Genomic DNA, 25,263 nt, shown 5'->3' with positions numbered 1-25,263 from the left:
CGGGAGACATAAAATGTTGCTGAGACTCGTTCCGGACAACACGCATATCAAGTTCATGTGGCTGCGGAAGGTCAGTTTTCCGCTATCCGTTCTTTTGGTGATCGCCTCGCTTGCCGCTTTCTTCACCGTCGGTCTGAATTACGGCATCGACTTCAAGGGCGGCACGATCATCGAGATCAAGACCGATGGGCCAGCCGATGTCGGCGCAATTCGATCCGAATTGTCCGAACTCAATCTCGGTGACATCCAGGTACAGGAATTCGGCGGCTCGGATGATATCCTCATTCGTGTCGAGGAACAGCCGGGCGGCGAACTGGCGCAGCAGTCCGTGGTCCAGCGTATTCGGACGATTTTCGCGGATGACAACGTCGACTTCCGCAGGGTGGAAGTGGTCGGTCCGCGTGTGTCCGGTGAACTGGCACAGGCCGGGGCGATCGCCGTTATCGCCTCGCTGCTGGCGATCCTGTTCTACATCTGGTTCCGGTTCGAATGGCAGTTTGCGCTCGGCGCCATCCTCACGACTGCGAATGACGTGGTCATCACGGTGGGGCTCTTTGTTCTGCTGCAACTGGACTTTTCCCTGTCCAGCATCGCCGCGGTTCTGACCATCATCGGCTATTCGCTCAATGATACCGTCGTGATCTACGACCGGATTCGGGAGAACCTGCGCAAATACAAGAAGCGCTCGCTGCAGGAACTGCTCGACCAGTCGATCAACGAGACCCTTGCCAGAACGACGATGACGTCGGTCACCACATTGCTGGCCCTGTTTGCGCTGTATATCTTCGGCGGAGAAGTCATCCAGTCGTTCACGCTCGCCATGATCTTCGGGATCGTGATCGGCACCTATTCGTCGATCTTCCTGGCGGCGCCGTTCCTGATCCTGTTCAACTTGCGTCCCGATGCACTGGACGCCAAGGAGGACGACAGCACGGAAGGCCCCGAGGCCAAGCCGTCCGTCTAGAGCATCGGCCGTTGGGAAACGCCTGAAAGGATGCTCCAACACTTGGAAATCGATCAGCTTTTGGGCGATAAGCCGTTTCCGGCTTGTCACCCGCTGATCTAGAAAAGGCGCGTGATGCAGATCCGTGATGCGCATTTCCCGGGCCGGGCGCCAGTGGATGCCTACGGCAATGGCGGGTTCCGGTTCGCGAAGATGTCGCACCGGGGCTCGCTCCTTTGCCTTCCGAGCGGCATCTATGGCTGGAACCTTTCGGACCCTTCGGGCCTGACCCTCGAGACCTTTCACAAAGTGTTCGAGGAACAGGAGGATATCGAGGTGGTGCTGGTCGGCACGGGCACAGATTTGCGTCCCTTGCCCCCGGCGTTGAAGGAAGCCTTTCGCGAAGCAGGTATTCTCGCCGATCCCATGTCGACCGGGGCAGCAGTGCGCACCTACAACGTGCTTCTGTCGGAGAACCGCGCGGTCGCCGCCGCCCTGCTGGCCGTGGACTGAGCAGACCGTGGCGCAAGATGGCCGGGTGCAGGCATAGATCGGGTGTGAGCACAGATCATGACCACAGATTTCGACTATGCAGCCGATGTGGCGCGCACGTATGACCGGGACCGGTATCTGAGCGCTCTGCTGGCGCCGGAGGCCTACCGTGCCGGCCTGATGGCACTCTATGCCTTCGCAGCCGAGATCGGCCGCATCCGGGATGTCGTCTCCGAACCTCTGCCGGGCGAGGTGCGTCTGCAATGGTGGCGCGACCTTCTGGAAGGCACGGAGCACGGCGCTGTGGCGTCCAATCCGGTCGCCAATGCCTTGCTGCAGACGGTGCGGACTTATGAGCTTCCGAAACACAGCCTGGTGGCCATGACCGAGGCCCGGATTTTCGATCTCTACAATGACCCGATGCCGAGCCTGAACGACCTTGAAGGCTATGCGGGGGAAACCTGTTCCGGTCTCATCCAGCTTGCTTGTCTGGTTCTGAACGGCGGCAAGGAACCGGGAACGGCAACGGCGGCCGGTCATGCGGGCGTTGCCTATGCCCTGACGGGCATGATGCAGGCCTTGCCCTGGCACGCCGCCCGCCGCCAGATGTATCTGCCGTCGGACGTCTGTTCCAGACACGGTCTCGATAAGGAAACCCTGTTCCGGGGGCAAACGACACCGGAGTTGCGCGCCGTGCTGTCGGAACTGCGTGGCCACGCGCGCCATCATCTGGCGCGGGTCCGGCAGGCATCTACCGAGGTCCCGGCCGCTTGCGAAGCGGCTTTCCTACCCCTGGCGCTGGTTGAACCGGCTTTGAAGCGGCTCGAAAGCGCGGATCTGGACCCGTTGAAAGACGACGCACGGATGTCCCGGCTGCGGCGCCAATGGATCTTGTGGCGCGCGTCCGGCCGTGTATTCGGAAAAATCTGAAGCAGGCTGACGCCGGCGGCGCAGACCTACTCCGCCGCTGCCCTGTCAAACCCCAGATTTGACTGCCAGCCCGCGAAATCAGCCTTTGCCCTGTTTGTCATGGCCAGTTTTTTCGCCCGGGATTTGTCCTTGCCTTTCAGCCGCTTGCCGTTTTCATCCTTGTTAGGTGCCTCGATGGGCGGAAACAGGCCGAAATTGACGTTCATGGGCTGAAAAGACCCGGGCTTGCCGGCTCCGTCATCCCGGGAGATATGGCCACCGGTGATGTGGCCAAGCAACGCCCCCATCGCAGTTGTCGGCGGCGGCGGAAGAATGTCCCGGCCGCGTGCTTCAAGGACCGCGAACAGTCCCGCCAGGCAGCCGACACTGGCCGATTCCACGTAGCCTTCGCAGCCCGTGATCTGTCCGGCGAACCGGATGCGCGGATCGGCCTTCAGCCGAAGCGTTTCATCGAGCACCCTGGGAGAATTCAGAAAAGTGTTGCGGTGCAGACCGCCGAGGCGCGCGAACTGGGCGTTTTCCAGTCCGGGAATCATCCGGAAGATGTCGGCCTGGGCGCCGTATTTCAGTTTTGTCTGGAAGCCGACCATGTTGTAGAGCGTTCCAAGGGCGTTGTCCTGGCGCAGTTGCACCACCGCGTAGGCCTTGACGTCCGGATTGTGGGCGTTGGTCAGGCCCATCGGTTTCATCGGTCCGTGACGCAGGGTTTCGCGGCCGCGGGCCGCCATCACCTCGATGGGCAGACACCCGTCGAAATAGGGCGTGTTCTGCTCCCATTCCTTGAAATCCGCGGTGTCGCCTTCGATCAGGGCATCCATGAAGGCCTCATACTGGTCGCGGTCAAGCGGGCAGTTGAGATAATCCTTGCCGGTTCCGCCGGGGCCGACCTTGTCATAGCGGGATTGGAACCATGCCTTTGACAGATCGACGCTGTCGAAATGAACGATCGGCGCGATGGCATCGAAAAAGGCGAGGGCATCCTCGCCGCTTTTTTCCAGAACGGCGCGCGACAGGTCCGGGGACGTCAGCGGCCCTGTCGCGATGATGACCTTTTCCCAGTCCGCGGGCGGCAATCCGGAGACTTCCTCGCGGGATATCCGGATCCGCGGGTGGGAGTCGAGCGCCCGGGTCACCGCGGCGGAAAACCCGTCACGATCGACGGCCAGGGCACTGCCGGCCGGCACCTGGTGGGCATCAGCCGACGCCATGATCAGCGAGCCCAGCTGCCGCAGTTCATGATGGATCAGCCCGACGGCATTCTGTTCCGAATCGTCGGAGCGGAAGGAGTTGGAACAGACCAGTTCCGCCAGTCCGTCCGTCTGATGGGCTTCGGTTTCCCGAACAGGGCGCATTTCATGTAGCACCACGTCCAGTCCGGCCTGAGCCATTTGCCAGGCGGCTTCGGATCCGGCGAGGCCGCCGCCGATAACATGAATGAGGGTCATTGGTCGTCCCTGGGACAGGTCGGCTGGTTCTGGAATGCCAAAGTCGGCACCGGCCACACCGATCAAGTGATCAGCCGCCCTGATACAGGCTCGAAGGCCATTCCGCAACGGTCCGCTTCATGTCGGTCCTGTTGCACGGACCGGACAAGGCCCTGGACTACCGGACAAGGCCATGGACCACGGCGCAAACACAAAAACGCCCGCCGGTGGGAGGAGGTGCCGGCAGGCGCTTTTTGGACTGCGTCAAAAACGCAGAAATTGCAATCCGAAGGAAACTCTGGGAGGAGGAGACCCCCGGATTGCAAAACCGATTATTTTGCGGACAGGCGCGCGTAGCGGCCAATGTCGGCGCGGGCGATGCCTAGGTCGTTCAGTTCACGGTTGGACAGGTTGGACAGCTCGTCATAGGTCTGACGGAAACGCTTCCAGTTGTTGAATTTGCGAACAACAGTATCGATCATGGTGTGGCCTTTCGCTATCTCATGGCCATGGCACCGCAGATCGGCGTCTGGCCCGTTCATCTCTTATGTTCGTAAGATAGGTGAATTGTGCAGTGCGAGGTAGAGGGCAAAACGCGAAGCAGGTATGCGTTTTTTGCAGATTAAAAAAGCGTTAAACGGGCTGAAACGCCACAAACGCCATCGTTAATTGCATAGCTGGCAAAATTACAATCTCGCAAGTGCGAAATGGTCGGGCGCCCGTTGCTCGCGCGCAGGTCGTCTCGTGCCTTGGGAAGATCGGGGAAACCGGACGCCGGACAAACGAACGCCCGCCAGTGGGAGGAGGTACCGGCGGGCGTCGTTTCGACGTGACAGGGCTGGGAGGAGGATGCCCTGCGTGTCACACGTCCGTTGGCTGGGAGGAGGATGCCTCGGGACGCGATCTCTTATGTGTCAGCCATTCTGGCGGCGTGCGACGAACCTGATGTCGCTCCGGCAGATGCCGAGGTCGGAAAGCTCTCGCGAAGACAGGCGGGACAGTTCGTCAACCGCACGGCGATAGCTCACCCAATTGCTGTATTTCTGGCGCACTGAATCAAACATCTTCTTATTCCTTAACTACCGAAACGCGTCTGCGTTCCACGCCGTGTTGAGAAATTATATATTTCACCCGTCGAAATAAAAGAAGTGCCAAGTCTGCATGCCTGACATGCGTTTGATGCAATGCAGCATAAATGGCGGCGGCACATTTTGGTGATTCGAAAACACATAGCAAAATCAAAGAATGAAGCCTGTGTGCGCTGCACACAGGCTCTGATCCTGGTATCCCCGCGGCGGCGGCGTGACTTTATTCCGCTGCGTTCGACGTTCTTTGGGGCCGGCGCCGCAACAGTTCCTGCAGAAACTGTCCGGTATAGCTTTCCGGCACCTCCGCAACGTCCTCGGGACGGCCTTCGGCGACGACCGTACCGCCGCCATCGCCACCCTCGGGACCGAGATCGATGATCCAGTCCGCCGTCTTTATGACTTCCAGATTGTGTTCGATCACGAGGACGGTGTTGCCCTGGTCGACGAGTTCGTGAAGCACGTCGAGCAGTTTGGCAACGTCGTGAAAATGCAGGCCGGTGGTCGGCTCATCCAGAATATAGAGCGTTCGGCCTGTCGATCGCTTGGACAGTTCCTTGGCGAGCTTGACGCGCTGTGCCTCGCCGCCGGACAGGGTCGTGGCCTGCTGGCCCACCTTGATGTAGCCGAGGCCGACCCGTGCAAGGGTCTTCATCTTGTCGCGGACAGCGGGAACGGCGGAAAAGAAGTCCGCGGCTTCTTCCACCGTCATGTCGAGCACGTCGGCGATAGACTTGCCCTTGAATTCAACCTCGAGAGTTTCCCTGTTGTACCGCTTGCCCTGGCACACGTCGCAAGTGACATAGACATCCGGCAGAAAGTGCATTTCGATCTTGATGACGCCGTCGCCCTGGCAGGCCTCGCAGCGCCCGCCCTTGACGTTGAAGGAAAACCGGCCGGGCTGATATCCGCGCGCCTTGGCTTCCGGCATGCCCGCGAACCACTCGCGGATCGGCGTGAAGGCCCCGGTATAGGTTGCCGGATTGGATCGCGGCGTGCGCCCGATCGGCGACTGGTCGATGTCGATCACCTTGTCGAGAACTTCCAGACCCTCGATGCGGTCGTGCGGGGCCGGATTGTCACGCGCGCCGTTCAGGCGGCGGGCGGCGGCCTTGTAGAGCGTGTCGATCAGGAAGGTGGACTTGCCGCCGCCGGACACGCCGGTGACACATGTGAACGTGCTCAGCGGAACCGAGACATCGATGTCCTTGAGGTTGTTCCCGCGCGCGCCCTTGACGGCGATCTGCCGCTTCTTGCTGATCTTCCGGCGGCTGTCCGCGCGGGCGATCATCTTTGCGCCCGTCAGATATTGCCCGGTCAGCGAAGCCGGGTTCGCCATGACTTCAGCGGGCGTGCCCTTGGCGACGACCTCGCCGCCATGAACGCCTGCACCGGGGCCGACATCGACGACATAATCCGCGGTCAGGACCGCATCCTCGTCGTGCTCGACGACGATCACCGTATTGCCAAGGTCACGCAGATGCTTGAGCGTTTCCAGGAGACGGGCGTTGTCACGCTGATGCAGACCGATGGAGGGTTCGTCCAGCACGTAGAGCACGCCGGTCAGGCCGGAGCCGATCTGCGACGCCAGCCGGATGCGCTGGCTTTCGCCGCCGGACAATGTGCCCGATGCGCGCGACAGCGTCAGATATTCAAGGCCGACATCATTCAGAAACTTGAGCCGTTCCCGGATTTCCTTGAGAATTCGTCCGGCGATTTCGCTCTGTTTCTCATTGAGTTTGGCGGGCAGTTCCTCGAACCATTCGCTGGCGTTGCGGATGGAGAATTCGGTCACCTGGCCGATATGCATGTTCGCGATCTTGACCGCCAGTGCTTCCGGCTTCAGCCGGTAGCCGCTGCAGGCCGGGCAGGCGTGGTCGGACTGGAACCGGGCCAGCTCTTCACGGACCCAGCTTGAATCGGTCTCGCGCCAGCGCCGCTCGATGTTGCCGACGACACCTTCGAAGGTCTTTTCGGTCCGGTAGGACCGCACGCCGTCATTATACACGAACTCGATCTTGGTCTTGCCCGTGCCATGAAGGATGGCGTCCCGGGCCTCTGCCGGGAGGTCCTTCCACGGGGTCGCCATCGAAACGTCGAAATGGCTGCTCAGCGCTTCCAGGGTCTGGGCGTAGTAGGGCGATGTCGATCCGGTCTTGGCCCAGGGCAGGACGGCGCCTTCGCGCAGGGACAACGAATGATCCGGGACCACCAGGTCTTCCTCGAAAGCCAGCGTTGTGCCGAGCCCGTCGCATGTCGGGCAGGCGCCGAAGGGATTGTTGAAGGAGAACAGCCGGGGTTCGATTTCCGGGATTGTGAAGCCCGAAACCGGGCAGGCGAATTTTTCCGAGAAAATCAGCCGTTCCGGCGCACCCTTTTTGTCGGTCTTGTCCGCGAACTCGGCGATGGCAATGCCATCGGCCAGTTTCAGCGCGGTCTCAAGGGAATCCGCGAGCCGCCCCGCGATATCGCCGCGCACGACGAGACGGTCGACGACCACGTCGATGTCATGCTTGAATTTCTTGTCAAGTGCGGGGGCCTCCGAGATCTCGTGGAATGTCCCGTCGATCTTGACGCGCTGAAAGCCCTTTTTCATGAGCTCCGCGAGTTCCTTGCGGTACTCGCCCTTGCGGCCGCGCACCATCGGTGCCAGCAGAAAGAGCCGTGACCCTTCCTTGAGCGCGAGCACCCTGTCCACCATCTGGCTGATGGTCTGGCTTTCGATCGGCAGACCGGTCACCGGCGAATAGGGGATCCCCACCCGGGCAAACAGCAGGCGCATATAGTCATATATCTCGGTGACCGTGCCGACCGTCGAACGGGGATTGCGCGATGTCGTTTTCTGTTCGATGGAGATGGCGGGAGACAGTCCGTCGATCTGGTCGACATCCGGCTTCTGCATCATTTCCAGGAACTGGCGCGCGTAGGCCGAAAGGCTTTCCACATAGCGGCGCTGACCTTCGGCATAAATGGTGTCAAAGGCCAAAGACGACTTTCCCGATCCCGAAAGACCGGTCATGACGATCAACTGGTCGCGCGGCAGGTCAAGATCGACCCCCTTGAGATTGTGCTCCCGCGCGCCGCGGACGCTGAGCATCCGGGTGGGGTCGTTTTTCCAGCTTTCATCCGGCCGTGCGCCCTTGGATGTCTTCATTTCAATTCTTCCCGAGCTCTTGCGCATGGTGCCGCTGTTTGTGCGGCGGCGGGCGCATGATGGTCCCACGCGGTGGCATCCGTTTGCCCCGATATAGCAGTTTCACGCGGCGCTTCCAGTCGGGTAGGCCTCGAAGGCGTCCGAATTCCGGTTTCCGCAGCCAATACGATTGAAACGCTTGTACAGACCTGATAGGAACAAAACAAGTACATGCGCCGATGTCGGTGATTGTTTCCCGTGGCTGGGCGACCGGCAGGGTGCGGGCGGCGGTCCGGCGTTGACGCCGCGACGGCAAATATGTCGCACAGGAGCAGAGACAGGATAGAGTGTCATGGCCAGGCAACCGAGCGCGGTGCTGGTTTGGCCGGGTTCGGCCCGGGAGGGCTTGCGGCGCCTTGGAGGCTGCCTTGTGGAAAATGGCCGCTGAAACAGGAAAATGCGCGCGAAGCTGTTGGCGGGCCGTTAGGGTTCTGATCTTTAGCAGCATGGCTTGCAACGCGTGAACGGCGAAACACGTAGCGAAAAAGTTCAAGATGTGGCCGTTCCGCGATAAAACAACAGGAGTGCAGGATGGCGGGCAGCGTCAACAAAGTCATTTTGGTCGGCAACCTCGGTGCCGATCCGGAAATCCGCCGGACGCAGGATGGGCGTCCGATCGCCAATCTGCGGATAGCAACATCGGAATCCTGGCGCGACCGCACCTCGGGCGAGCGCCGGGAGAAGACCGAATGGCATCGTGTGGTGATCTTCAACGAAGGACTTTGCAAGGTCGCCGAAAACTACCTGCGCAAGGGCTCCAAGGTCTATCTCGAAGGCCAGTTGCAGACCCGCAAATGGCAGGACCAGGGCGGCCAGGACCGGTATTCCACTGAAGTCGTCCTTCAGGGGTTCAATTCCAACCTGACCATGCTCGACGGCCGGGGCGAGGGCGCCGGTGGCGGCTCCCTTCCGGATTACGGCAATGACAGCCAGGGCGGCGGTGGCAGCTTCGGCGGCGGCGGCGGCGGCAGCGGCAGCGGCGGTTCGGGCGGCGGCTCCGGGGGCGGTTTCGGCGGCGGCTATGGCGGCGGCGGGGGCGGCCAGGGTGGCCCATCCGGCGGCGGTGGCGGACCCATGGACGACGAAATTCCGTTCTGATTGGGCCGGACCACCCCGGTGGCAGCCCGCACAGCGGGGCAGCCACCGGGGTGGCGGCGACATCCGCCGGCACCTGGCCGGCATGAGGTGCCCGGATCGCCGATGCCATCGATTTCGGCTCGGGATCGCAAGACGGCGTCATCGGGCAGGCTGCGGGGCAGATCAGCGGCATTGGGGTATCGATTTAGGCGAGGCATGGCCCCGGCATTGGGCCGCGTCCTGCACACGCCGACATGCATGCACGTATTTCCGCGCCTTGAATGGGCCGAATAGGGCCTTCTGGCCTGTGATGATGGTCTGGCTGAGGCAGATTGCGGCGCCGAAACCGGCGTGAAGCGAGATCCACAAAAGCCGGTCCCCATGGGGATGATTGCCGATATTCAATCTCTGGTGGCAAGAGGCGTCAAAAATCAGCCACGGGTGGGTCCGCGAGCGGCATTATCGTCACACTGAATTGATTTCAAAATCTGTGTATGACAGCCGACCTTAACCACAGACTTAGTCCTGCTATAGTATCAAACGACAGCAGCAGGCGTCCGGCCCCGATTCAGACTATTCGACTGACCGGCCGCGCCTTGTTGACATAGCTCCCGTTCGGCACACAGGGAACGGGGCTATCCCAGGCAGGGATCGAGATTACCGGCGGGACTGGGCGTGATGCCGGGCCTTTAAACTTAAACATTTCGGGTTGAAACAATGCGAGCAGATACAACGAGACACGGCGAACGCAAGCCCGGCAAGGGCGTGTCCGCGTTGGCGGTAAGGACCAGGGGCTTCCTTGGCTGTTCTCTCAAGGCGGGGCTGATGGCGTCCGTGCTGGCGACCGGTCTCAGCGTCTCGGCGGTTGAGCCGGCCAGTGCCCAGAATTTCCTCCAGCGCCTGTTCAATCCGGAGCATCAGCGCCGGAAGGAGGAGCGTCTGCGTCAGCAACAGCTCCGTAAGCAGACGGCGGCAGTAAAGGTATCCGCTCCCCGCTACCTGACCTACGCGCCCGATGCGTGGAAGCAGGTTTCGCTCGCCGAGCTTTCCGAAAAGAAAACGGCCGAGGTTCAGCCCGCGCAGATCGTTCCCGAGGGGGCCGAAACAACGGCCGTCGAAACGGACACCGCTCCGCAGGCACCGATCGTTCTGACCGCGTTCGACGAGGCCCGCCCGGCGCTCAAGGACATGAATCTGACCGCACTGCCGGGTGTCGGCGAAGCTCTGATTGCCTATTACCGCGAACATCCCGATTTCGTCTGGGTGCAAGACGGCAAGCCGACAGCCAAGGCGGCCGGATTGCGCAGGGCCCTCGCGAATGCCGCGACCTTCGCGTTCGATCCGGACGATTATTTCGTCGCACTGCCCGCGGTTGCCGGCCTTGAGGGCGCGGACCGCGACGCCGCCGTCATGCGTTTCGAAATGGAATTGAGCGCGGCGGCAATGACCTATGTGCTCGATGCGACGCGGGGCCGCGTCGATCCGAACCGGATTTCGCAGTACCACGACCTGCCGCGTCACGACGTTGATCTGGTCGCGGCTCTTCAGCAGCTCGAGGCGACCGATGACGTTGCCGGGGAGCTGACCGGACACCTTCCCCAGAACGATCATTTCAGGAAACTGACCGCGGAACTGGCACGGCTCAAGGCCGAGGATCAGGAAGCCGACCAGATCACGATCGCTCCGGGCACCTTTCTGAAGGCCGGCAAGTCGAGCCCGGAAATGAAGAACATCGTCGCGGCGATCGCCAAAAACGGCTCCGACGAACTCAGGACGCTGCATGCGGAAACGCTTGAGGCTTACGATGGCGGCGATCTGTACACGCCCGAACTTGTGGACCTCGTCAAGACCTTCCAGAAGGAAGTCAGGCTGACGCCGGACGGTATTGTCGGCAAAAACTCGATCAAGGCCATGGTCGGGGAAACCAATGCCGCCAGGATCGCCAAGGTCGAACTCGCGATGGAACGGAGCCGCTGGCTTCCGGAAGAACTCGGCGAACGCAAGGTTTTCATCAACCAGGCGGCCTTCACCGCGACCTATACGGCGCCCGGCGAGGACCCTCTGTCCATGCGTGTGGTGGTTGGCAAGAAATCCAACCAGACAAACTTCTTTTACGACACGATCGAAGTGGTCGAGTACAATCCGTATTGGGGCGTCCCCTATTCGATCATTGTCAACGAGATGCTGCCGAAACTCGCCAATGATCCGAGCTATCTGGATCGGGCCGGCTATGAAGTCTCCACGCCTGGCGGACGCAAGGTGTCGTCTTCCTCGGTCGACTGGTACGCCGTCGCGTCCAGGCAGCAATCGATCAACGTGAGGCAGTATCCCGGCCGGTCCAATGCGCTTGGTGAAGTCAAGATCCTGTTTCCGAACGCACACCACATCTACATGCACGACACGCCGTCGAAGAGCCTCTTCAAGAAGGACGTCCGTGCCTTCTCTCACGGCTGCATCCGTCTGCATGACCCGAAGGCCATGGCCGCCGCCGTGCTTGGCAAGTCCAAGGATTACGTGACCTCACGCATCGCCGCAGGCCAGAACGAACAGGAACAGGTCGCCGGAGACATCCCGGTCTATGTGTCCTATTTCACGGCCTGGCCTGAAGACGACGGATCGATCGCCTTCTACTCGGACGTCTACGACCGCGACCGGTATCTGTTGAAGGCACTTGAAAAGACCCGGGCTGTCCGCAGCAAGGCCAGGACATCCTGATTGCCGATCACCGGGCACCGCTTGGCAGGAACCACTCCGCCGGTCACTGACCGGCGGAGTTCTGCATTGATCAGCTGTCTCCGTTGAGGCAGCTTGCCAGCGAAACCGCCAGGCCCTTCAGCAATTCCGGATAAAGATCCGGCCCGTTTTCCAACTGTGTTCCCAGCGGATCCAGCGTGCCGACGCGCGCCTCGCTTCCTTCAATCACGACTTCGACCAGTTTCGACTCGAATTGAGGCTCCCGGAACACGCAGGTGACGCCAAGATCCTTGATCCTCGCACGAACCTGCGCAACACGCTCCGCGCTTGACAGCGTTTCAGGCGACAGGGTGATGGCACCGCTCGCTTCCATGTCGAAATGATGCTCGAAATGGTGGTAGGCGTCGTGAAAGACGACAAACTTCTTGCCTGACACCGGTTTGAGCACCGAGACGATCTCGCCTTCGAGAGCCTCGATACGGTCGGCGAAGGCTTCCGCATTTTTCTTGTAGATATCTGCATGGTCCGGGTCGATGCGCGCCAGTGTATCCGCCATCTGCGCGGCCATCACGATGCCGTTGTCCGGATTCAGCCAGACATGGGCATCCTGCACACCGGCATGATCATGGCCTTCGTGGCCTTCGTGGCCGTCATGGTCCGCATGCTCTTCGTGGTCGTCGTGGTCCGCATGCTCCTCGTGATCGTCGTGGCCCGCATGCTCTTCGTGGTCGTCATGATCCGCATGCTCCTCGTGATCGTCGTGGCCCGCATGCTCTTCGTGGTCGTCGTGGTCCGCATGCTCTTCGTGGTCGTCATGATCCGCATGCTCCTCGTGATCGTCGTGGCCCGCATGCTCCTCATGGTCGTCATGGTCCCCATGCTCCTCATGGTCGTCATGGTCCCCATGAGCATGATCATCTTCTTCATGGTCATGTTCGTCGTGGGCGTGCTCGTCATGGTGGTCGCCGTGATCATGCGCGTCGAAGTCGGAACCTTCCCGGATATCCAGGTGCTGAATGCCGGTGACGTCCATCATCTCGACGACTGCTGCATCGTCTGCCATCGATGAGATCGGTTTGGCGAGGGAAGGGGCCAGTGCTTCGCCGACCCAGAAGACGGCGTCGGCGCCCTGGAGCAGAAACGCCTGCGACGGTTTCAGGGCAAATCCGTGCGGAGATGCGGCGCCATCGATGAGGAGAAGCGGTTCGCCGACACCGTCCATCACCGCCGAGGCAATGGAGTGAAGCGGCTTGATCGTCGTGACAACGGAAGGGGAGTCCGCTGCCGCCGCAGTGGTCATGGCAAGAAGCGCGCCGCCGAGACAGGTCGACAGCAGGCTGAGGCGTTTCCTTGAGGACAGGGTTTGGCGCTGGGGGAAGGGCATTCTGGTCTCGATCCAATCTGACGTTACAATATTACATGTAACTTTATAACGTTGAGGTGTGTCCTGTGCAAGCCGGATATGCATGTTCAACAAGCACTCCGTTCGTGGCCCCTTGGTTTGCCGCGGGGGGAGGGGTAAGCTCCTGACAAATCAGTCGGATCAAAATACGAATGCTTACCAGCGCCGAACCAATGGCAAACCGTTTCCTGCATCCTTGCCCGCCGAAGGCTGCACAGTTGATCGTCACCATTTATGGAGACATCGTCGAACCGCGTGGCGGTGTGTTGTGGATGGGGGATCTCATCAGCCTGTGCGGCGGGTTTGGTGTCAATGAGTCCCTTGTTCGGACCGCCGTCTCGCGCCTTGTCACCAAGGGCCAGCTCAAAGGGGAGCGCGAAGGCCGGCGCAGTTTCTACGGTCTGACACCGGGCGCAAGGGACGAATACCATCTGGCGGCGGAGCTGTTTTTCGGTCCGGCGGACGGCGACTGCGGCTGGATCCTGACCCATTGTCCGGACTCTGCCGACCAGGCGGTTCTGATCCGGCACGGATTTGGACTGCTTGGCGGGCATGTCTATGCAGGCGCGGACCGTCCGGGCCAGCCTTTGCTGGGGACCGTGTTTCAATCCCGGGCTTTGACGCCGAGTGGCGAGGATCTGCAACGGCTGGTCAGAACGACCTTTCAACTCGACGGCATCGCGGACGCCTATGGGGCCTTTGTCACGCGGTTCGAGCCGATGCTGGCCGCAGCCGAGGAGCTTGCCACACAGGAAACGGCGCTGCTCTTCCGGCTCGCACTTGTTCACGCCTATCGCGACATCCGGCTGCGTGATCCCCGCCTGCCGCTTTCCGTTCTGCCCGATGCCTGGCCCGGTTTCGCCGCGCGTTCCCTGTTCGCGGAGCTTTACCGGCGCCTGTCCGCACCGGCGGACGCCTATATCGGTCAGCATCTGCTGGCCCGGCAGGGCCCCCTTCCGGAAGTACCCGAGGCTGTCCGCCATCGTATGGAAATGCTCGCCTCCGGCGGTTGAGCACGGCGGTTTGCTGCGCGGCAGAGGCATGCAGATTCAATACATCACACATTTTTCGGAAATATCGCTTTTTCTGTGATGCTTTGTGGGGTATCCTTCCTGAAAGTCCACATGACGGGAGGGGGCGTCATGTATGCCCAGATGGTAAAGACCGACGAGAAGAAGCTGCGCGACATCTCCGAGATGTCCGCCGAGGAACGCGCCTTTCAGGAGCGGATCGATCGCGGCGAAAAGATAGAGCCGACCGACTGGATGCCGGAAGGCTACCGCAAGACGCTCATCCGCCAGATCGGCCAGCACGCCCATTCCGAGATTGTCGGTCAGTTGCCCGAAGGCAACTGGATCACGCGCGCGCCGTCGTTGGAGCGCAAGGCCATTCTTCTGGCGAAGGTCCAGGACGAGGCGGGGCACGGGCTTTATCTTTATTGCGCGGCGGAGACGCTTGGTGTCAGCCGGGACGAGTTGATCGAACTCCTGCATGCCGGCAAGATGAAATATTCCTCCATTTTCAACTACCCGACCCTGACCTGGGCCGACATCGGTGCCGTCGGATGGCTTGTCGACGGGGCGGCGATCATGAATCAGGTCCCCCTGCAGCGCACTTCCTTCGGCCCCTATTCACGCGCGATGGTCCGCATCTGCAAGGAAGAGAGCTTCCACCAGCGGCAGGGCTTCGACATCATGATGAAAATGGCACGCGGGACACCCGATCAGCGCCGCATGGCCCAGGATGCCCTGAACCGGTTCTGGTATCCCTCGCTGATGATGTTCGGTCCGTCGGACAAGGACTCGGTCCACTCCGCGCAATCCATGGCCTGGAAGATCAAGATCAACACCAATGACGAGCTTCGGCAGAAATTCGTCGACCAGACGGTGCCGCAGGCCGAATATCTCGGCCTGAACGTACCTGACGAGCACCTTGTGTGGAACGAGCACAAGGGCGGCTACGATTTTTCCGAACCCGACTGGAACGAGTTCTTTGAAGTCCTGAAGGGCAACGGTCCCTGCAATCGCGAGCGCCTGGAAGCCAGGGTCAGTGCCTGGGAAGACGGTGCCTGGGTGCGTGACGGACTGATGGCGTATGCCGACAAGCGGTCCGCCGCCGGCAGCGCCGTCCAGACAGCAGCGGAGTAGGAGAGACATGACCGGACGTCATATCGCGGAACTCAATGTCGCCCGCCTTCTTTACGATATCAATGATCCCAGGGTCTCCGATTTCGTCGGCAATCTTGACCGGGTCAATGCCGCTGCGGAGCGCAGCCCGGGCTTTGTCTGGCGCCTGAAGGAAGAGGCCGGCGACTACACGGCTGTTGTCGACGGCGATCCTTCGGTCATCCCCAACCTGTCCGTCTGGGAAAGCGTCGGGACCCTCGAAAACTTCGTCTTCAAGACCGTTCACAAGCGGATCTACGAGCGGCGCGCCGACTGGTTCGAAGTCATGGAGAAGATGCATTTCGTCATGTGGCCGGTGGACATCGGCCATCGGCCCACCCTGACGGAAGCCTGGGGAAGGCTGGAGCATCTGAACAGGCACGGTTCGTCCGATCATGCTTTCGGTTGGGATCATGTTGCGGACGCAAACCTGTGGCGGTCCGCCCGCTGTGAAAACCCGGCGGCGTAGCAGGCCTGCTTGGAGGAAAAACAATGAAAAAGGAATGGCCTCTCTGGGAGGTTTTTATCCGGGGTCAGCATGGTTTGAACCACCGCCATGTCGGCTCCCTGCATGCGCCGGATGCCGAAATGGCAATCAAGAACGCGCGCGATGTCTACACCCGCCGCAAGGAAGGCGTGTCCATCTGGGTGGTTCCGTCCGCGCAGATCGCCGCCTCGGATCCGGATGCCAAGGGGTCCTTGTTCGAACCGTCGATGGACAAGGTCTACCGGCACCCGAGCTTCTATGACATCCCCGAAGACGTCGGAAAGATGTGATGGTCGAGACGAACGACAAGGTCGCGAACGATATGTTGTTGGAGTGGCTCCTGCGCCGCGGCGACACGGCCCTCGTGCTCGGGCATCGTGTCTCGGAATGGTGCGGGCATGCTCCGGCACTTGAGGAAGATATCGCGCTGGCGAATATCGCGCTCGATCTGATCGGGCAGGCGCGCATGTGGCTGAGCCTGGCCGGTGAGGTGGAGGGCGCGGGACGCGGCGAGAACGAACTGGCCTATCTGCGCGATGCCTGGGACTTCCGGAACCTTCTGCTGGCCGAACAGCCGAACGGCGATTTCGGCAGAACGCTGATGCGCCAGTTTTTGATCGACGCGTTTCAGGTAAAACTGTTGCAGGCTCTGGAAACCTCGCAGGATCACAGGGTCGCCGCGATTGCCGCCAAGGCCGGCAAGGAAACCGCCTATCATCTGGACCGGTCTGCCGACCTGGTCATTCGCCTGGGGGACGGCACTCCGGAAAGCCACCGGCGGATGCAGGACGCGCTCGAAAGGCTCTGGCCTTATGCCGGCGAAATGTTTGTCTCCGATGCGGTTGACGCCGCCATGGAAAAGGCAGGTCTTGCGCCCGATCCGGCAACGCTCCGGCCGTTATGGCAGGAAACCATCGACGCGGTGTTTTCCGAAGCCGGTCTGACACCGCCGGCATCCGATTTCGCCCATACCGGCGGTCTCACCGGACGCCACACGGAACATCTCGGGCACATGCTGACCGAAATGCAGTTTCTGCAGCGTGCCTATCCGGGCGCGGTGTGGTGAGACCATGCAGGCTTCGACAAGCACCGTCTGGCAATGGCTGTCCGAGATCCCGGATCCGGAAATTCCGGTCCTGTCCCTGACCGACCTCGGTGTTATCCGGGATGTTTGCTGGCAGGAGGGCACGCTGGTGGTCACCGTAACCCCGACCTATTCCGGCTGTCCGGCCACCGCCGTGATCAGTCTGGACATTGAAACCAAGCTGCGCTCTTGCGGGATCGACAATCTGCGCCTTGACCAGAAACTCAATCCGCCCTGGACCACCGACTGGCTGAGTGAGGCGGGCCGGCAAAAACTGAAGGACTACGGCATCGCGCCTCCTGTGACGGGGACGCGCAGCACTGCCGCGGGGGGCCGGATTGCACGTCTGGCCGGCAAGGAGACCTTTACGGTTGCCTGTCCGCGTTGCGGCTCGCACGACACCGAAAAAATCAGCCAGTTCGGCTCCACACCCTGCAAGGCCGCCTACCGCTGCCGCGCCTGCCTGGAACCGTTCGACTATTTCAAATGCCACTGACCGGCGGCCTGGAAACAAACTTGGGAGGTTCTGCATGTCACGGTTTCATGCCCTGACAGTCACCGGCGTGACGCCGGACACACGGGATTCGGTCGTCGTGACCCTGAAACCGCCCCCGGGCGAAGAGGATCTGTTCCGTTTCAGGCAGGGCCAGTACCTGACTTTTCGAAAGGATTTTGACGGCCACGAGGTGCGGCGCTGTTATTCGATCTGCTCCGGCACGGAAGATGGCGACCTGAAGGTCGGTATCAAGCGGGTCGACGGCGGTGCCTTTTCCTGCTGGGCCAATGAAAATCTTGCCGTCGGTGAGGTCGTCGAGGCGATGCCGCCGCTCGGCAGTTTCAACGCCGCGATCGAACCCGCAACGGACCGCTTCTATGTCGGCTTTGCCGGCGGCTCCGGCATCACCCCGGTCCTGTCGATCCTGAAGACAGTTCTGGCCCGGGAGCCCGGCGCGCAGTTCAAGCTTGTCTACGCCAACCGCCAGGTGTCGTCGATCATGTTCCGTGAAGACCTCGAGGATCTGAAAAACAGGTATCTCGGCCGCCTGCAGGTCATTCACATCCTGAACAACGATGCCCAGGACACCGAGCTGTTTTCCGGCCGGGTGGACGAACAGAAGCTTGCCGACCTGTTTGAAACGCTGATCGATCCGCAGGACATCGATCTGGCGTTCCTGTGCGGCCCGCACGGCATGATGGACACCGTGCGCGCGAGCCTTGAGGAGCGCGGCGTCGCGGCGGACAGGATCAGGCAGGAACTGTTCAAGTCGGACCAGCCCGGACGTCTGCCGGCGGCACAGCGGCCCGCGGTCACCGACGGCAGGGCAAAGGACGCCGACCTGAGGCTGACCATCGACGGCACCACCCGTGAAATCCACATGGAACCGGGCGAAACCATTCTGGAAGCCGCCCACCGTCACGACATCGACGCGCCTTATTCCTGCTGTGCCGGCGTCTGCTCGACCTGCCGCGGCAAGGTCCTGGAGGGCGAGGTCGAGATGGCGGCCAACCATGCGCTCGAGGACGACGAGATCCGCGACGGCTATGTGCTCACCTGCCAGTCCCGGCCACTGACCAAACATCTGGTTGTCACCTACGATGCCTGACCGGCAGTGCCGTGTCCAAAATCTGGAAGTTTTCTCATGACAGTTCATCCGCACAAGGTCCGCGTACTGGAAAGCTATCTGTCCGGCACCTGGCGGGCCGGCAAGGGCGACGGCAAACTCTTGCTGGACGCCTCGACAGGGCAGCCGGTCGCAACGATAGAGTCTTCCGGCCTCGATCTTGCCGATGCGCTCGCCTTCGGCCGTGACCGGGGCGGCCGCGCGCTGCGCGCAATGACCTTCCACGAGCGCGCCCTGATGCTGAAGTCCCTCGCGCAGGCGCTGATGGAGAAGAAAGAGGCTTTCTATCTGGAGAGCTTTGCCACCGGTGCGACCCGCAAGGACAGCTGGATCGACATCGAAGGTGGCATCGGTACGCTGTTTGCGTATTCCTCCAAGGCGCGGCGGGAGATGCCGAACACCCGGGTCTTCACCGAGGGAGCCGTCGAGCCGCTCTCGCCCGACAACACCTTCTCCGCGCAGCACATCCTGTCACCCCTTCAGGGAATAGCGATCCATATCAATGCCTTCAACTTCCCTTGCTGGGGCATGCTGGAAAAGATCGCTCCCGCCCTTATCGCGGGCGTTCCATGTCTGGTGAAGCCGGCCAGCCAGACAGCCTATCTCACGGAATTGATGGTGCGCCATATCGTGGAGATAGGCATCCTGCCCGAAGGCGCGCTTCAGCTTCTTTGCGGATCGGCGGGCGATCTCGTCGATCACGTCTCAGAACAGGATGTCGTGACCTTTACCGGGTCCGCTGCAACCGGCCAGATGTTGCGCCGGAGCCCGGCGATCATCCGCAACTCGGTGCGTTTTTCCATGGAAGCGGACAGTCTGAACGCGGCCGTGCTCGGTCCGGACGTTGCGCCGGAAGATCCGGAATTCGACCTGTTCGTCAGGGAAGTCGCCCGGGAAATGACCGCGAAGGCAGGCCAGAAGTGCACCGCGATCCGCCGCGTGATCGTGCCGAAAGCACTTGCGCCTGCGGTTGCCGATGCCCTGACACAGCGGTTCGCAAAGGCAAGGATCGGAGATCCGCGGGACGAGGCGGTCACCATGGGGCCGCTCGCCTCCCTCCAGCAGCGCGAAGAAGTCCATGCCCGCATCGAGGATTTGAAATCGGAAGCGGAGATCGTGCCGGGCTCCGCATCGACTGCAGCGGGGGACGGGGCATTCACCGCCCCCGTGCTGCTTCATTGCGACAGACCCATGGCGGGCGAGGCGGTGCATTCCGTCGAAGCCTTCGGCCCGGTTGCAACGCTCATGCCTTACGATACGCTGGAAGACGCTGTCGAACTGACCCGCAAGGGCAAGGGATCCCTGGTTGCCTCGTTGTTCACGAACGATACGGCTGTGGCGGAAGAGGCGGTCCTTGCCATGGCGCCGTTCCATGGCCGTATCATGATCGGAAACCGGCAGAGCGCGAAGTCTTCCACCGGGCACGGCTCGCCGCTACCGATGCTGGTACACGGCGGGCCGGGCCGGGCCGGCGGCGGCGAGGAACTCGGCGGTCTGCGGTCCATCAAGCACTACATGCAGCGCACGGCGGTTCAGGGCGCGCCGGAGCTTCTGGGGGCCGTGACCGGACGGTGGGTCACCGGCGCTCCTGGCCGCGAGGACGCCCTGCATCCGTTCCGAAAATCGCTTGCCGAACTCAGGATCGGCGATCGCCTGGTCACAAGATCGCGGCCGGTGACCCTTGAGGACATCGAACATTTCGCGACCTTTACCGGTGACACGTTCTATGCCCACATGAATGAGGCAGCAGCGAAACGAAACCCGTTCTTCGAAGGCCGGGTGGCCCATGGCTATCTCATCGTCTCATTCGCCGCCGGCCTGTTCGTCGATCCGGACGAGGGACCGGTCCTGGCCAACTACGGCGTCGACAACCTGCGTTTCCTGACCCCCGTCAACGCGGGCGATTCGTTGAAGGTCCAGCTCACGGCCAAGGAAATCTCGCCGCGCATATCGGCCGACTACGGCGAGGTCCGATGGGATTGCCAGGTGACCAATCAGGACGACGAGCCGGTCGCCCAGTATGACGTCCTGACCCTGGTCGCCAAGGAATGGACCGAGCGGGCCTGATTGTGACCGCATACAAATTCAGCCGTTCCGAAGTTCCCAGAACGGCTGAATGATGCTTGTCGCTTTCGTGCCGGAGCGGCTGAACTCACGGTCGAGCGGTGGTGCCGGACCTAACCCTTGGGCCGGTTGTCCACCACCCGTTTGGCCTTGCCGGCTGACCGTTCGACGGCACCGGGTTCGGTGACGTCAATCCGGGCGGTCACACCGACAATGCTCTTGATGTGATGGGCCAGCTCCCTGGCGGAGCCTGCGCGATGATCCGCCGAGGCAGCGCCGGGCACGGCCTCGACATGGACCGTCATGACGTCCAGCCGGTCCGATTTGCCGAGTTCGATCTGGAAATGCGGTGAAAGCCCTTCGCACTTCAGGATCTGTTCCTCGATCTGTGTCGGAAACACGTTGACCCCGCGCAGGATGATCATGTCGTCGGACCGTCCGGTGATCTTCTCCATCCGCCGCATGCTGCGCGCCGTGCCCGGCAGAAGACGGGTCAGGTCGCGCGTCCGGTAGCGGACCATCGGCAGGCCTTCCTTGGTCAGCGTCGTGAATACCAGCTCGCCGATTTCGCCGTCTGGCAGAACGTCGCCGGTCTGCGGGTCGATGATTTCCGGGTAGAAATGGTCTTCCCAGATATGCAGACCGTCCTTGGACTCCACACATTCGTTGGCGACCCCCGGGCCGAGCACCTCCGACAGACCGTAAATATCCACCGCATGCATGTCGAATGCCTGCTCGATTTCCTGGCGCATGGCGTTCGTCCAGGGTTCCGCTCCGAAGATGCCGGTCGCCAGCGAGGTTTCGCGCGGATCGATGCCCTGGCGGCGGAATTCGTCCAGGATGGACAGCAGGTAGGACGGCGTCACCATGATGATGCGCGGCTTGAAGTCCTGGATCAGCGTGACCTGGCGTTCGGTCATGCCTCCTGATACGGGCACGACCGTGCAGCCCATTTTCTCGGCGCCGTAATGCGCTCCGAGCCCCCCGGTGAACAGGCCGTAGCCATAGGCCACGTGAATGATGTCGCCGGCACGGCCACCGGACGCGCGGATCGACCGGGCCACCAGGTTGGCCCACATCTCGATGTCATTGGCGGTATAGCCGACGACCGTCGGCTTGCCCGTCGTGCCCGACGAGGCGTGAATGCGCACGATCTTGTCCCGGGGTACCGCGAACAGGCCGAAGGGGTAATGGTCCCTGAGATCCGCCTTGGTGGTGAAGGGAAATTTCGACAGGTCGGAAAGCGTTTTCAGGTCTGACGGGTGGACGCCCTTGTCGTCGAACCGCTTCCTGAAAAACGGGACGTTTTCATAAGCATGGGCGACAGACCATTTCAGCCTGTCCAGTTGCAGCGCTGACAGCTCGTCCCGGCTTGCGGTTTCAACAGGTTCGAGATCTCCGGGACGCGGAGCCAGATTTTCCATGGGTTTCTCCCTTGAGCGGCCGCATCATTCCGGCAGAATGGTGCCTTTTGTGGTTCGTGAATTGCCGCGAAATTCGGCGATGATCCCGCCGGTCTGATTGCTGACCGTAACGTCGTACAGGCCGGACCGGCCTACGCGGGACCGTTCACTGGCCGTCGCCGTCAGACGGTCCCCGAGATAGGCCGGCGCCAGATAGCTCATGGTGCAATGCTGTCCGACCGTGACCTGATTGTAGGTGTTGCAAGCGAATGCGAAGGCGCTGTCGGCAAGCGTGAAAAGATAACCTCCGTGGCAGGTGCCGTGTCCGTTGGTCATGCTTTTCGTGACGGTCATGGACATGACAGCCCGGCCGGCTTCAACATGATCGAGGCTCATGCCGAGGTCCTGCGAAGCCGTGTCCCGGCTCCACATGCTCTGCGCACAGGCCTCGGCAAGTTCGTTCGGGGTCATTGAAATATCCTGTTCAGGAGCCGGAAAAGCGGGCAGGGCGTTTTTCCAGGAAGGAGGTCACACCTTCCTTGTAATCGGCGGTCCGTCCGGCCTGACGCTGCGCGTCGCGTTCTGAATCCAGATGCTGGTCGAGAGGCTGACCGGCGGCTTGCTGGATCAGTTGTTTGGTCAGGGCAAGGCCCCTGGTCGCCCCGGCCGCAAGCTGCCCGGCAAGATTGCCTGCTTCCGTCATGAGTTCGGAATCGGGAACACATTTCCAGATGAGTCCCCAGGACGCGGCGGTCTCTGCGTCGAGTGGCGCGCCCGTCATGGCAAGCGCCTTGGCGCGTGCTTCCCCGATCAGCCTCGGCAGCAGCCAGGTGCCGCCGGAATCGGGAACCAGCCCGATTTTCGAAAAGGCCTGAATGAAGCGCGCCGATTGCGCGGCAAGGACGATGTCGCAACAAAGTGCGATATTCGCACCAGCCCCTGCGGCCACGCCGTTGACGGCACAGACGACCGGTTTGTTCATCGACCTGATCTGCCGCACCAGCGGATTGTACAGAGTGTCCAGAGTGACACCGAGGTCCGGAGCCGCGCCGCCTGCGCGCATGTCCCGGTCGGAAAGATCCTGGCCGGCGCAAAACGCCCGGCCTGCACCTGTCAGCAGCACCGCCCGGATATCCGCTGTCTCTTCTGCGTCGGTCAGATGACCACGCAGCGCATGGTGCATGTCCTCATTGAAGGCATTGAGCCGGTCCGGCCGGTTCAGAGTTACAAGAAGATAACCGTCCCGCTGATGTGCGAGAACTGTCTCCGTGTCTGCCATGCGCTCCTCCCAAAGCATCACACAATTAGCTGAAATAGCCAAAAATTTGTGACATTAATGCATGTGAAAAACGCCCCGTCAAAGACAGATTTCGCCAAACCCGGTCCGGACCGGTGGGAACGCCCGGTTTGGCGGCGTTTTCCGGCGATCCTTCACGTGGCTCGCTGAATTGCGGCTGTCAAAAAGACCAGTACCGGCGATTGGCATCCTGACGCGATTCTGCGGATATTTACTTTGAACGCTGCTGGTTGGACCGGTATCTGCCAGCGTCAGGGCGCCATGTTCACTCGTAAATCCACTGCGGATAATTATTCTTTCGACCTGCCTCTCGAATTGGAACATCGAGATATCGGATTTTTCGCCGGAGTGGCCCGAACGGTCGCCAACAAGGCGACCGCTTGAGACTGAAATCAACTCTGAAAAGACGTCAGAGAACCGAGCGGACAGCCGTGACGGTGGCTGCAACGACCCGGTCGATTTCGCTTTCCGTGATGCACAGGGGCGGAGCGAACCCGAGAATGTCGCCTTGCGGCATCGCGCGTCCGACAACACCTTCCTTCAGCAGCGCGGCCGCGATTTGCGGGCCGGTTTTTGCGGACGGATCGAAGAAGGTGCGGCTGTCCCTGTCGGCCACGAATTCCACCGCACACAGCAGGCCGTCGCCGCGAATATCGCCGACATTCGGATGATCTGCGAGTGCGTTCTCCAGAGCCTTCTTGAAATAGCTTCCGGCATTTCCCGCATTCGTGACCAGGTCCAGCCGGTCGATCAGCTCCAGATTGGCGACACCGGCGGCCGCGCCGATAGGATGCGCCGAATAGGTCCAGCCATGGCCGATCGGGCCGAATTCATCGGTTCCGTCTTCCAGAACCTTCCAGACTCGGTCGGAAATGATTGACCCGGAAAGGGGCGCGTAGGCCGATGTCAAGCCTTTGGCAATGGTGATGAAATCTGCTTCGATACCGTAGTGGCCGGATCCGAACATGCTGCCGAGCCGACCAAAGCCGGACACGACCTCATCCGCGATCAGGAGAATGTCGTGTTTCTTCAGGATTGCCTGAATCGCGTCCCAGTAACCTGCGGGCGGCGGCACGATCCCGCCGGTTCCGAGAGCCGGCTCGCCGATGAAGGCCGCGATCGTATCCGCGCCTTCGCGCGCGATCAGGTCTTCAAGCTCCGAGGCGCAATAGGCAACGAACTCTGCTTCCGACAGGGACAGGTCGTCGCGCCGGAAGTAGTCCGGAGCGACCGTGTGCAGCACCTTGTCGAGCGGCAGGTCGAACTTCTTGTGAAACAGCTCCAGCCCGGTCAGCGAACCGGTCATCAGGCCGGAGCCGTGATAGCCACGCCAGCGCGAGATGATTTTCTTCTTCTCCGGCCGCCCGAGAATGTTGTTGTAATACCAGACCAGCTTGATGTTGGTCTCGTTCGCATCCGATCCGCCGAGGCCGAAATAGACTTTCGACATGTTGTCCGGCGCGCGGTCGAGAACCATCTTCGCGAGCGTGATCGAGGCTTCGGTGCCGTGACCGACATAGGAATGGTAATAGGCCAGCTCCCGGGCCTGGGCGGCAATGGCCTCGGCAATTTCGGTGCGGCCATACCCGACATTGACGCAATAAAGCCCTGCGAAGGCATCAAGCAGCCTGGTTCCGTCGCGGTCCTCGATATAGACGCCCTGACCGCCTGTCATGATCCGGTTCGGGCTTTCGCCGCGCGCGTGCTGTGCCAGATGCGTTGACGGGTGAAAGAAATTGTCGCGGTCCCAGGCGTCGAGGTGATCGTTCTTCAGCATGGTCTTTCCTTTATTCAGAAGGCAGGGGCCGTCATGAGCCTGTTCCTGCGGTCGGTCCTGATTTCATGAGTGTTTCGAGAATTTCCAGCCGGTTCATGCTTTCCGTTTCGGAGCTAGGGAGCGC

At 61.2% G+C, this 25,263-nt stretch carries 22 protein-coding genes; 13 read left to right on the top strand and 9 right to left on the bottom strand.

The genetic code is table 11. The features are described 5' to 3' along the window. Positions 1-13 precede the first annotated feature (13 nt). The 3 genes from secF (at position 14) to AC0VX3_RS15625 (ending at position 2,365) form a co-directional block, all read left to right on the top strand. A complete protein-coding gene (gene secF, locus AC0VX3_RS15635) occupies positions 14-964 on the top strand; it encodes a protein translocase subunit SecF (RefSeq protein ID WP_342894823.1) in 951 nt (316 codons plus the stop codon). Between the two features lie 114 nt (positions 965-1,078). Further along, positions 1,079-1,456, top strand: a complete 378-nt coding sequence (locus AC0VX3_RS15630; RefSeq protein ID WP_475525189.1) for an Mth938-like domain-containing protein — start codon at positions 1,079-1,081, stop codon at positions 1,454-1,456. A 57-nt stretch (positions 1,457-1,513) separates the two neighbouring features. Further along, positions 1,514-2,365 carry a phytoene/squalene synthase family protein gene (locus tag AC0VX3_RS15625; RefSeq protein WP_475521284.1) on the top strand — a complete coding sequence of 284 codons (852 nt, stop codon included), beginning with the start codon at positions 1,514-1,516 and terminating at the stop codon, positions 2,363-2,365. Positions 2,366-2,391: 26 nt separating this feature from the next. On the opposite strand, the gene trmFO is transcribed toward AC0VX3_RS15625, so the two are convergent. The 4 genes from trmFO to uvrA form a co-directional block, all read right to left on the bottom strand. After that, a complete protein-coding gene (trmFO, locus tag AC0VX3_RS15620; RefSeq protein WP_475521283.1) occupies positions 2,392-3,810 on the bottom strand; it encodes a methylenetetrahydrofolate--tRNA-(uracil(54)-C(5))-methyltransferase (FADH(2)-oxidizing) TrmFO in 1,419 nt (472 codons plus the stop codon). Positions 3,811-4,121: 311 nt separating this feature from the next. After that, positions 4,122-4,271 carry a DUF1127 domain-containing protein gene (locus AC0VX3_RS15615; RefSeq protein WP_342894820.1) on the bottom strand — a complete coding sequence of 50 codons (150 nt, stop codon included), beginning with the start codon at positions 4,269-4,271 and terminating at the stop codon, positions 4,122-4,124. Between the two features lie 432 nt (positions 4,272-4,703). Continuing rightward, positions 4,704-4,853 (bottom strand): DUF1127 domain-containing protein, encoded by a 150-nt coding sequence (locus AC0VX3_RS15610; RefSeq protein ID WP_342894819.1) that lies wholly within the window; start codon positions 4,851-4,853, stop codon positions 4,704-4,706. 244 nt (positions 4,854-5,097) lie between these two features. Next, a complete protein-coding gene (uvrA, locus tag AC0VX3_RS15605; RefSeq protein ID WP_475525188.1) occupies positions 5,098-7,971 on the bottom strand; it encodes an excinuclease ABC subunit UvrA in 2,874 nt (957 codons plus the stop codon). Positions 7,972-8,598: 627 nt separating this feature from the next. Between uvrA and AC0VX3_RS15600 the strand changes: the two genes are divergently transcribed. Together AC0VX3_RS15600 and AC0VX3_RS15595 are read left to right on the top strand one after the other, a co-directional pair. Then, the gene (locus tag AC0VX3_RS15600) at positions 8,599-9,165 is read left to right on the top strand and encodes a single-stranded DNA-binding protein (protein WP_475521282.1); all 567 of its coding nucleotides are present in this window, start codon (positions 8,599-8,601) and stop codon (positions 9,163-9,165) included. Positions 9,166-9,861: 696 nt separating this feature from the next. After that, positions 9,862-11,859 carry a L,D-transpeptidase family protein gene (locus tag AC0VX3_RS15595; RefSeq protein WP_475521281.1) on the top strand — a complete coding sequence of 666 codons (1,998 nt, stop codon included), beginning with the start codon at positions 9,862-9,864 and terminating at the stop codon, positions 11,857-11,859. Positions 11,860-11,929: 70 nt separating this feature from the next. Here AC0VX3_RS15595 and AC0VX3_RS15590 read toward each other — a convergent pair whose 3' ends face one another. Continuing rightward, positions 11,930-13,222, bottom strand: a complete 1,293-nt coding sequence (locus tag AC0VX3_RS15590) for a zinc ABC transporter substrate-binding protein (protein ID WP_475521280.1) — start codon at positions 13,220-13,222, stop codon at positions 11,930-11,932. Positions 13,223-13,458: 236 nt separating this feature from the next. Here AC0VX3_RS15590 and AC0VX3_RS15585 point away from each other — a divergent pair, with 236 nt between their 5' ends. From AC0VX3_RS15585 to paaZ, 8 genes are all read left to right on the top strand, one after another. Further along, a complete protein-coding gene (locus AC0VX3_RS15585) occupies positions 13,459-14,253 on the top strand; it encodes a PaaX family transcriptional regulator C-terminal domain-containing protein (protein WP_475521279.1) in 795 nt (264 codons plus the stop codon). 129 nt (positions 14,254-14,382) lie between these two features. After that, complete coding sequence (gene paaA / locus AC0VX3_RS15580) at positions 14,383-15,387, top strand: 1,2-phenylacetyl-CoA epoxidase subunit PaaA (protein WP_475521278.1); 1,005 nt, start codon at positions 14,383-14,385, stop codon at positions 15,385-15,387. A 7-nt stretch (positions 15,388-15,394) separates the two neighbouring features. Next, positions 15,395-15,874, top strand: a complete 480-nt coding sequence (locus tag AC0VX3_RS15575; protein WP_475521277.1) for a DUF3291 domain-containing protein — start codon at positions 15,395-15,397, stop codon at positions 15,872-15,874. 23 nt (positions 15,875-15,897) lie between these two features. Then, on the top strand, positions 15,898-16,182 hold the full coding sequence (gene paaB / locus AC0VX3_RS15570; protein ID WP_342894811.1) for a 1,2-phenylacetyl-CoA epoxidase subunit PaaB: 285 nt from the start codon (positions 15,898-15,900) through the stop codon (positions 16,180-16,182). Continuing rightward, positions 16,182-16,958 (top strand): 1,2-phenylacetyl-CoA epoxidase subunit PaaC, encoded by a 777-nt coding sequence (gene paaC, locus AC0VX3_RS15565; RefSeq protein ID WP_475521276.1) that lies wholly within the window; start codon positions 16,182-16,184, stop codon positions 16,956-16,958. Before paaB ends, paaC begins: the two co-directional genes overlap by 1 nt. 4 nt (positions 16,959-16,962) lie before the next feature. Then, positions 16,963-17,472 (top strand): 1,2-phenylacetyl-CoA epoxidase subunit PaaD, encoded by a 510-nt coding sequence (gene paaD, locus AC0VX3_RS15560; protein ID WP_475521275.1) that lies wholly within the window; start codon positions 16,963-16,965, stop codon positions 17,470-17,472. A gap of 34 nt (positions 17,473-17,506) precedes the next feature. Continuing rightward, positions 17,507-18,580 carry a 2Fe-2S iron-sulfur cluster-binding protein gene (locus tag AC0VX3_RS15555; RefSeq protein ID WP_475521274.1) on the top strand — a complete coding sequence of 358 codons (1,074 nt, stop codon included), beginning with the start codon at positions 17,507-17,509 and terminating at the stop codon, positions 18,578-18,580. Positions 18,581-18,616: 36 nt separating this feature from the next. Then, positions 18,617-20,665: a phenylacetic acid degradation bifunctional protein PaaZ gene (gene paaZ / locus AC0VX3_RS15550; protein ID WP_475521273.1), complete on the top strand. Its 2,049-nt coding sequence runs from the start codon at positions 18,617-18,619 to the stop codon at positions 20,663-20,665. 110 nt (positions 20,666-20,775) lie between these two features. Here paaZ and paaK read toward each other — a convergent pair whose 3' ends face one another. The 4 genes from paaK to AC0VX3_RS15530 form a co-directional block, all read right to left on the bottom strand. Next, the gene (gene paaK / locus AC0VX3_RS15545) at positions 20,776-22,086 is read right to left on the bottom strand and encodes a phenylacetate--CoA ligase PaaK (RefSeq protein ID WP_475521272.1); all 1,311 of its coding nucleotides are present in this window, start codon (positions 22,084-22,086) and stop codon (positions 20,776-20,778) included. 24 nt (positions 22,087-22,110) lie between these two features. After that, positions 22,111-22,536: a hydroxyphenylacetyl-CoA thioesterase PaaI gene (paaI, locus tag AC0VX3_RS15540; RefSeq protein WP_475521271.1), complete on the bottom strand. Its 426-nt coding sequence runs from the start codon at positions 22,534-22,536 to the stop codon at positions 22,111-22,113. Positions 22,537-22,549: 13 nt separating this feature from the next. Further along, complete coding sequence (paaG, locus tag AC0VX3_RS15535; protein ID WP_475521270.1) at positions 22,550-23,344, bottom strand: 2-(1,2-epoxy-1,2-dihydrophenyl)acetyl-CoA isomerase PaaG; 795 nt, start codon at positions 23,342-23,344, stop codon at positions 22,550-22,552. Positions 23,345-23,771: 427 nt separating this feature from the next. Continuing rightward, positions 23,772-25,139, bottom strand: coding sequence for an aminotransferase (locus AC0VX3_RS15530; RefSeq protein WP_475521269.1), 1,368 nt, complete (start codon positions 25,137-25,139; stop codon positions 23,772-23,774). Positions 25,140-25,263: the final 124 nt, after the last annotated feature.

The sequence above is a fragment of the Roseibium sp. QJM3NY_11 genome, from assembly GCF_056173175.1.
The sequence above is the reverse complement of the archived record's forward strand: the minus strand, read 5'-3'. Positions and strand labels throughout refer to the sequence as shown.